Here is a 7,450-nt window from a genome sequence, read left to right as displayed (position 1 = left end):
CCTGTCGGATTTACATCATGGCGTTCCGTGCAAGTATCGGGCTTTGGTGAGTGTAGCCACCTTACCCCGCCATGACGCCTCGTATCCGCTTCCTGTTCGTCAGGCCAGCGTTTTGCCTCGGGCTGCCTTCAGATTCCCCCTCGCGAGGGACACCCTTGCCGTCGGCTAGCACTTCCCCTTGCAGGGCGTGCAGGGGACTTTCACCCCCAAGTCATCCTGAAGCACCACCCCCAGGAACAGCGCCGGTCAAGGCGCTGCGCGCCATGCCTGGCGCACTACAAAAAACCCCGCGCTCGGCGGGGTTTTCTGGTCAATCAACGCTAGGCGGTGATTGTTAACACCTTAGTAAAGGAATTAACCTTCTACTTTGATGTTAGAAGCCTGAAGGCCTTTTTTACCCTGTGTGACGTCGAAGGAAACCTTCTGGCCGTCTTGCAGGGATTTGAAGCCTTCTGCCTGAATTTCTGAGAAATGCGCGAACAGATCGTCGCCATTGTCGTCAGGAGAAATGAAGCCGAAACCTTTAGTGTCGTTGAACCACTTAACGGTACCAGTTGCCATGATCGAAATCCTCGATGTTGCTAATTAAACCGGGAAATACCCGAGTTACAGTGGGTATAACAAGAGACTTTCACCAGATTTAACGCTAGAGGCGCTTCTATACTGCTGACAACGTTCGACTTGCTAACCAACTGTAACTATTCTGCGCTCAACCACCCTCCTGCGTCAACACCCCCATAAAACGCTGCTTAGTAGATTTTGTCGCTAGTAAACCTCACGCCTCTTAGCCAGTATCCAACCGGCGGCCTTCTCGGCAATCATCAGCGTCGGAGAATTGGTGTTGCCACTGGTGATGGTCGGCATAACGCTGGCGTCAGCCACTCTTAGCCCGCTAATACCGCGCACTCTCAGCCGTGCATCGACCACTGCCATCGCATCATCTTCCTGGCCCATACGTGCGGTGCCCACCGGGTGGAAAATAGTCGTGCCGATATCACCAGCCAGCCGGGCTAACTCATCGTCGCTTTGATACTCGACGCCGGGTTTCACCTCTTCCGGCGCGTATTTGGCAAACGCAGGCTGCTCGGCGATACGCCTCGTCACCCGCAGAGAATCCGCCGCCACTTTGCGATCTTCAGGGGTGCTCAAGTAATTGGGAGAAATCGCCGGTGCCTGGCGCGGGTCGCTGCTTTTAAGTCGCACGGTGCCCCGGCTGGTAGGGTTCAAATTGCATACGCTGGCGGTAATCGCTGGGTAGGGATGCAGCGGCTGACCAAAGGCTTCCAGGCTTAACGGCTGCACGTGGTACTCAATATTGGGGTGCGGCTGATCCTTTGTGCTGCGGGTAAAAGCCCCCAGCTGCGAAGGTGCCATGCTCATCGGCCCAGAGCGCTTAAACAGGTACTCAAGGCCAATTCCCGCTTTACCCCACAGCGTGCTGGCTATGGCATTGAGGGTTTTGCCATTAGTAATCCGATATATCGAACGAATCTGCAGGTGATCCTGCAAGTTCTCGCCGACGCCCGGCAGCTCATGCACTACCTCAACGCCATGCTTACGCAACGACTCTGCGGGCCCCACACCGGAAAGCTGCAGCAGATGCGGCGTACCAATCGCGCCTGCGCAGAGCACTACTTCCCTGTTCGCCATGACGCGAAGCGGGCTGCCCTCACGCTCCACCTCCACCCCTGTGCATCGCAGCATGTTGGCACTTTTTTCGAACAGCAGCCGATTGACTTGAGTGGAGTGCCATAGTGTGAGGTTTTTGCGCTTAAGCGCGGGGCGCAAAAACGCTTTGGCGGTATTCCAGCGCCAGCCCGAGCGCTGATTGACCTCAAAGTAGGCCACGCCTTCGTTAGAGCCACGGTTAAAATCGTCGGTACGCGGGATGCCCGCCTGCACGGCAGCTTCGGCGAAATCATCCAGCACCTGCCACTTGAGGCGCTGCTTTTCGATCCTCCACTCCCCACCGTGGCCGTGAAAATCCCGGTGCTGGGCGTCTGCATCTCCGCCCTCGTCCAGACGGTAGTGGTCTTCATGTTTGATAAAGTCGGGTAGGCAGTTCTCCCAGCGCCAGGCATCGTCGCCGGTGACTTCCGCCCAGTGGTCGTAGTCACGCGCTTGGCCGCGCATATAGATCATGCCGTTGATGCTAGAGCAGCCGCCCAGGGTTTTCCCCCGCGGGTAGATCAGCGAACGGCCGTTGAGGCCTTTATCGGGCTCGGTGCGAAACAGCCAGTCGGTACGTGGATTATTAATGCAGTAGAGGTAGCCCACCGGAATATGAATCCAGTGGTAGTTATCGCGACCGCCCGCCTCTATCAGCAGTACCTTATTATTGGGATTGGCACTCAAACGATTAGCCATCAGGCACCCCGCGGTGCCTGCGCCGATCACGATATAGTCGAAGTAACTGATATGGTCGATATTGTTATGGGTAGATTCTGACATTGGTTGGCTCCGGTAACGTTTAGTCGCTACTTCGCCGTGGGCATTACAAATTCAGCCCCGGCATCAATCGAATCCGACCAACGCTGCATAATCGATTTCTGCTTGGTGTAGAAACGCACGCCTTCTTCCCCATAGGCGTGGGTGTCACCAAACAGCGAGCGCTTCCAGCCACCAAAGCCGTGCCATGCCATAGGTACCGGAATGGGCACATTGATACCCACCATGCCGACCTGAATACGGCGGCCAAACTCCCGCGCCACCGTACCGCTTTCGGTAAAGCAGCTAACGCCGTTGCCAAACTCATGGTCGTTAATCAACTGGATTGCAGTGGCGATATCCGGCACCCGCACGCAAACCAGCACCGGGCCAAAAATTTCTTCTTTATAGATCGTCATCTCGGGAGTGACATTGTCAAAAAGCGTGCCGCCCATCCAGAACCCGTCGGCGCAGTCCTCGCCTGCCGATGAAGCATTAAAGTTGCGTCCATCAACCACCAGTTCAGCACCTTCAGCCACGCCTTTTTCGATATACCCAGTAATCCGCTGGTGGGCTTGACGAGTCACAATGGGGCCCATTTCCGCATCCAGCTGCATACCATCTTTTACTTTCAGCGCTTTAGCCTGCTCAGCCAATGCTGGCACGATTTTATCCGCCACATCACCTACCAACACCGCCACGCTAATCGCCATGCAGCGCTCGCCGGCGGAGCCATAGGCGGCGCCAATCAGTGCGTCGACGGCTTTATCCAAATGTGCATCCGGCATCACTACCATATGGTTTTTGGCCCCGCCCAAGGCTTGAATGCGCTTGCCGTTGCGCGCGCCGCGCTCGTAGATCAGGTTGGCAATTGGCGTTGAGCCTACAAACGACAGCGCCTTAACATGCGGATGGTCGATCAGCGCTTCCACAGAGTCTTTATCACCCTGCACAACGTTAAACACGCCGTCGGGCAGGCCAGCTTGCTTAAGCAAGTCAGCCATCAGCAGCGAAGCACTGGGATCGAGCGGGCTTGGTTTCAAAATAAATGTATTACCCGCCGCAATTGCCAGCGGGAACATCCACATCGGCACCATGGCAGGGAAATTAAATGGCGTTATACCTGCAACGACGCCCAGCGGCTGGCGCATCGTCCAGTTATCGATCCCGGTACTCACCTGCTCGGTGTAGTCACCCTTTAACAACTGCGGGATACCACAGGCAAATTCAACAATATCGATACCACGGGCCACTTCACCCTGGGCGTCGGTGAACACCTTGCCGTGCTCTTTGGTAATTGCTTCGGCTAGCTCATCTTTATGAGCGTTTAACAGCTCTAAAAACTTGAACATCACCCGGGCGCGGCGGATCGGAGGGGTATCGGCCCAGGCAGGAAAAGCGGCTTGTGCGGCCTCTACCGCCGTATTGACGTCCGCCGGGGAAGCGAGCGACACACGACCGGTAACTCGGCCAGTGGCAGGGTTAAAGACGTCCTGGGATTGAGCAGACTCACCCGCGGTGACCTGACCATTAATAAAGTGCTGAATCGCTGTTGTTGTCATGGGAGTACCTAGTTAAGAACGCATGTTTAAAGCGTGTGCAAAAAGCTTACTTTCAGCCTAGCCTACTGGGCCTAGTGAACGGATCAATTGAGTTATTTAAAAGCCAGTTATAAGCTTTACTAATATCACGACGAGTATTTGAGGCTAATCATGCAAGAGTACGCCACCCTGCGCGCCTTCGTGGCCGTTGCACGAACAGGCAGCGTGTCACGCGCCGCAGAACAGCTGCACCTGACTCAGCCGGCCATTAGCCTAAAGTTGAAGCAACTGCAGTCGAATTTAGGCCTCACGCTGTTTAGCCGCCGTCCTCAAGGCCTTGCTCTGACGCCCGACGGCCATGCACTGCTGCCTGCCGCTGAAAAGGCGCTGGCCAGCGCCCTGTCGTTTGAGCAAACCGCCGGGACATTACACAGCACGCTGCGCGGCAAGCTCTCAATTGGCACCATTGTCGACCCCGAATTTCTCCGTCTAGGCGCCTTTTTGAGCCGCTTGATGGCCCGTGCACCGCAGTTAGAAACCGAACTTCACCATGGGATGAGCGGCAGCGTGCTTAATCGCATTGAACAAGGCGACTTAGACGTTGGGTTTTACCTGGCGCCACCCGCTCAAGGCCCTGGAAAAGGCCATGAGACGCTTGCTTGGCGTGAGCTAACCCATTTTGATTATCACGTGATTGCCCCAGCAGGCTGGGAAAATCGACTCATTGATACTCGTTGGGAGCACTTAGCCACGCTGCCCTGGATTGTTACGCCACAGGATTCCGCCCACCACCGGCTGTTAAAACAGGCGTTGGCACCGAGCGGCGCAGTTCCCAATCGGGTGGCCCAGGTGGATCAGGAGGCCTGCATGCTTGACCTGGTGCGCGCAGGCGTTGGCTTAAGCCTAGCCCGGGACGCCCTGGCGATGACCGAACGCCAGGAGAGCGGCTTGGCAGTGGCAGAGAATATTCGCCTGCCCTGCGCGTTAAGCTTTATCTGGCGTCATGAAAGCACCAACGAATCGACCGTTAACGCTGCGCTAAGTACGCTGGATGAGGTATGGCCCCATCGTCTAGGCTAAGTCATAAAAAAAGGGTTGTGACAAAGGGGCTGTAAGGAAAGGGAACACCAAGCGACTAATCAACTTCATAATGAACAGTAACTCGCCCTGCTACTGGAGTGCTTGCAATGATCCGTCTGTCCCCTCTTCGTCCATTTACGCTTGGCGTATTGGCGGCCGCTGGCCTAGCCAGCCCTTCGCTTCAAGCTCAGAGCAGTGCAGAAGCGACTTTTGCCGGTGGCTGCTTCTGGTGTATGGAACCGCCGTACGATAACCAACCCGGCGTCACTTCCACCATTTCCGGCTATATCGGCGGCGAGCTAGAGAACCCCACCTACGAAGAAATCTCCCAGGGCGGTACTGGCCATGCTGAAGTCGTGCAAATCGAATACGACTCCGAACAGATCAGTTACGAGCAGCTATTAGAAATCTTCTGGCGCAACGTCGACCCCTTTGCGGTCGACCGTCAGTTCTGTGATGTAGGCGATCAATACCGCTCGGCGATCTTCTATCATGACGAAGCCCAGCGTGAACTGGCCGAAGCGTCCAAAGCCGAAATGGAAGCACGCTTCGACCGGGAGATCGCCACCCAGATAGTACCAGCCACCAAGTTCTGGCCTGCTGAGGAGTACCACCAGAACTATTATCAAAAGAACCCTGTGCGTTATAAGTTCTACCGCTACAGCTGTGGTCGCGACGGCCGCTTGGAAGAAGTGTGGGGCGAAGAAGCCGGTGGGCCTACATTTGAGTAGCAGATGCACAATATGAACTAACGCCAGCGCCGCTGCTTTTTCACCAACGTCGACTGATCGATTCCCAGCACAGCGGCCGCTGCGCGAGTCGTGCCATGCTTGGCAAGCGCTTGTTGAATGAGTTGCTGCTCAAACCGCTTAACCTGCTGTCGCAGATCACCACTCACGGGCTCTAAACTAAGGGGCAGAGCGGGAAATATCTCATGCGGCAGCGTAGTGGTAGTGATCTCGTCCCCTACCGCCGTGACGGCTAAGCGCTCGGTCAAATTGATCAGCTCGCGGATATTGCCAGGCCATGAGTAGTTCGAAAGTAGTTCCAACGCCTCGGGATTCCAGCGCCTATTAACATCGTGTAACTGATTGAAGTGGTCTAGATAATAGTTCAGTAAGGGGATTACCTCATCGCGACGTTGCCGCAAAGGCGGTAACCATAGCGGCACCACACTTATGCGATAAAATAGATCCTCACGAAAGCTCCCTTTCTTAACGTGGTCATTTAAATACTGATGGGTCGCGGTAATCAGGCGCACGTTGGTATGACGAAAAGCTGTCCCGCCTACTGGCAAATAGCGATTCTCTTCCACCACTTTGAGTAGCTTCACCTGCAACGCGAGAGGAAGATCACCGATTTCATCCAGAAACAGCGTGCCACCATGGGCCACATCCAGTAGCCCCTGCTTACCTCTTGGCGTAGCCCCGGTAAACGCCCCGGGTGCATAACCAAACAGTTCTGCTTCCAGCAACCCTTCCGGAAATGCCGCACAGTTAAGCTCCAAAAACGGCCCCTCCATACGGTCACTTTGCTGGTGGATATAGCGCGCCAACAGCGTTTTACCCGTACCCGTTTCCCCTTGAATCAGGATCTTCGCGGTTGATTTTGCCACTCGCTTAGCAAGCGCAAAACAGGGTTCCGTTTGTTGGCTGGTGATCACCCCTGGCGCACTCAGTGACTTTATCTCAGGTACTTTATACGCCTCACGAATGCGCTGGATCTGCTCCAGCTGCTCCTGAGCATGTTTCGCCAGCAACAGCTCGGTAATGTCACGCACACTGGTAACCACGTAGGCAATGGAGCCATCGGCACTGAACATAGGCGTCCCGGTCACAACGATCTTGCGACTGCCATGAATAGTCTGCACCAGCGTAATCGGGCGACGTTCCCGGATAACTTCCAACGAGGCTGACTTAGAAATAAACCCCGCCTTCACCAAGTCAGCCATATGAAAGCCCACTACCTCAGCTCGCGAAATGCCGGTGATACGTTCGTAGGCTTTATTGATCGTCACCGTAATACCATTGGCATCGGTGATATAAACACCGTCATGCAAGGCATCCAGAAAAGAACGTAATGGCTCTTGGTCAAAGCCAGACGCATCAACCCTTTCAGCCTCCGTCTGAGGTTTAATGCCTGTTACGCGGTAGCGCATACACTCGCCTACCAACTGGCCTAGCGCCGCGTCGCGCTGTGGCCTTTTCAATATCTGTGCGAGTTAATACCCCAATCACCTGACCGTGGGTATCAAACACCTCAACCGCATCAGTGCCGTGCAAATCAAATAACGGCAGCGCGGCTTCCAACGCAAGGCACTCTTCGATACGTTGCATAACAGCTCCCCTGATAGACCGCGCCCACCGCTTTCACGGTGGACACTGGTTCTAAATCCAATAGCT

At 55.1% G+C, this 7,450-nt stretch carries 7 protein-coding genes; 2 read left to right on the top strand and 5 right to left on the bottom strand.

Going from position 1 to position 7,450, the window contains the following annotated elements; all coding sequences use genetic code 11:
• Positions 1 to 354: 354 nt before the first annotated feature.
• From HALA3H3_RS15215 to HALA3H3_RS15205, 3 genes are all read right to left on the bottom strand, one after another.
• Positions 355 to 561, bottom strand: a complete 207-nt coding sequence (locus HALA3H3_RS15215; RefSeq protein ID WP_022522448.1) for a cold-shock protein — start codon at positions 559 to 561, stop codon at positions 355 to 357.
• 204 nt (positions 562 to 765) lie between these two features.
• A complete protein-coding gene (locus HALA3H3_RS15210) occupies positions 766 to 2,451 on the bottom strand; it encodes a GMC family oxidoreductase (protein ID WP_022522447.1) in 1,686 nt (561 codons plus the stop codon).
• A 26-nt stretch (positions 2,452 to 2,477) separates the two neighbouring features.
• The gene (locus HALA3H3_RS15205; protein ID WP_022522446.1) at positions 2,478 to 3,989 is read right to left on the bottom strand and encodes a CoA-acylating methylmalonate-semialdehyde dehydrogenase; all 1,512 of its coding nucleotides are present in this window, start codon (positions 3,987 to 3,989) and stop codon (positions 2,478 to 2,480) included.
• Between the two features lie 150 nt (positions 3,990 to 4,139).
• Between HALA3H3_RS15205 and HALA3H3_RS15200 the strand changes: the two genes are divergently transcribed.
• Together HALA3H3_RS15200 and msrA are read left to right on the top strand one after the other, a co-directional pair.
• Positions 4,140 to 5,048 (top strand): LysR family transcriptional regulator, encoded by a 909-nt coding sequence (locus HALA3H3_RS15200; RefSeq protein ID WP_022522445.1) that lies wholly within the window; start codon positions 4,140 to 4,142, stop codon positions 5,046 to 5,048.
• 107 nt (positions 5,049 to 5,155) lie between these two features.
• A complete protein-coding gene (msrA, locus tag HALA3H3_RS15195) occupies positions 5,156 to 5,779 on the top strand; it encodes a peptide-methionine (S)-S-oxide reductase MsrA (RefSeq protein ID WP_022522444.1) in 624 nt (207 codons plus the stop codon).
• Between the two features lie 17 nt (positions 5,780 to 5,796).
• Here the strand turns inward: msrA and HALA3H3_RS15190 are convergent, their stop codons facing one another.
• Together HALA3H3_RS15190 and HALA3H3_RS15185 are read right to left on the bottom strand one after the other, a co-directional pair.
• A complete protein-coding gene (locus HALA3H3_RS15190) occupies positions 5,797 to 7,206 on the bottom strand; it encodes a sigma-54 interaction domain-containing protein (RefSeq protein WP_022522443.1) in 1,410 nt (469 codons plus the stop codon).
• Positions 7,181 to 7,384: a CBS domain-containing protein gene (locus tag HALA3H3_RS15185; protein ID WP_022522442.1), complete on the bottom strand. Its 204-nt coding sequence runs from the start codon at positions 7,382 to 7,384 to the stop codon at positions 7,181 to 7,183. Before HALA3H3_RS15185 ends, HALA3H3_RS15190 begins: the two co-directional genes overlap by 26 nt.
• Positions 7,385 to 7,450: the final 66 nt, after the last annotated feature.

The sequence above is a fragment of the Halomonas sp. A3H3 genome, from assembly GCF_000982975.1.
In the GTDB taxonomy this organism is placed as follows: domain Bacteria; phylum Pseudomonadota; class Gammaproteobacteria; order Pseudomonadales; family Halomonadaceae; genus Vreelandella; species Vreelandella titanicae.
The sequence above is the reverse complement of the archived record's forward strand: the minus strand, read 5'-3'. Positions and strand labels throughout refer to the sequence as shown.

Coding starts and splice junctions, on each gene's coding strand:
- HALA3H3_RS15205 (WP_022522446.1), bottom strand. CDS start 3,989: ATGACAACAACAGCGATTCAGCACTTTATTAATGGTCAGGTCACCGCG.
- HALA3H3_RS15210 (WP_022522447.1), bottom strand. CDS start 2,451: ATGTCAGAATCTACCCATAACAATATCGACCATATCAGTTACTTCGAC.
- HALA3H3_RS15185 (WP_022522442.1), bottom strand. CDS start 7,384: ATGCAACGTATCGAAGAGTGCCTTGCGTTGGAAGCCGCGCTGCCGTTA.
- HALA3H3_RS15190 (WP_022522443.1), bottom strand. CDS start 7,206: ATGCGCTACCGCGTAACAGGCATTAAACCTCAGACGGAGGCTGAAAGG.
- HALA3H3_RS15215 (WP_022522448.1), bottom strand. CDS start 561: ATGGCAACTGGTACCGTTAAGTGGTTCAACGACACTAAAGGTTTCGGC.
- msrA (WP_022522444.1), top strand. CDS start 5,156: ATGATCCGTCTGTCCCCTCTTCGTCCATTTACGCTTGGCGTATTGGCG.
- HALA3H3_RS15200 (WP_022522445.1), top strand. CDS start 4,140: ATGCAAGAGTACGCCACCCTGCGCGCCTTCGTGGCCGTTGCACGAACA.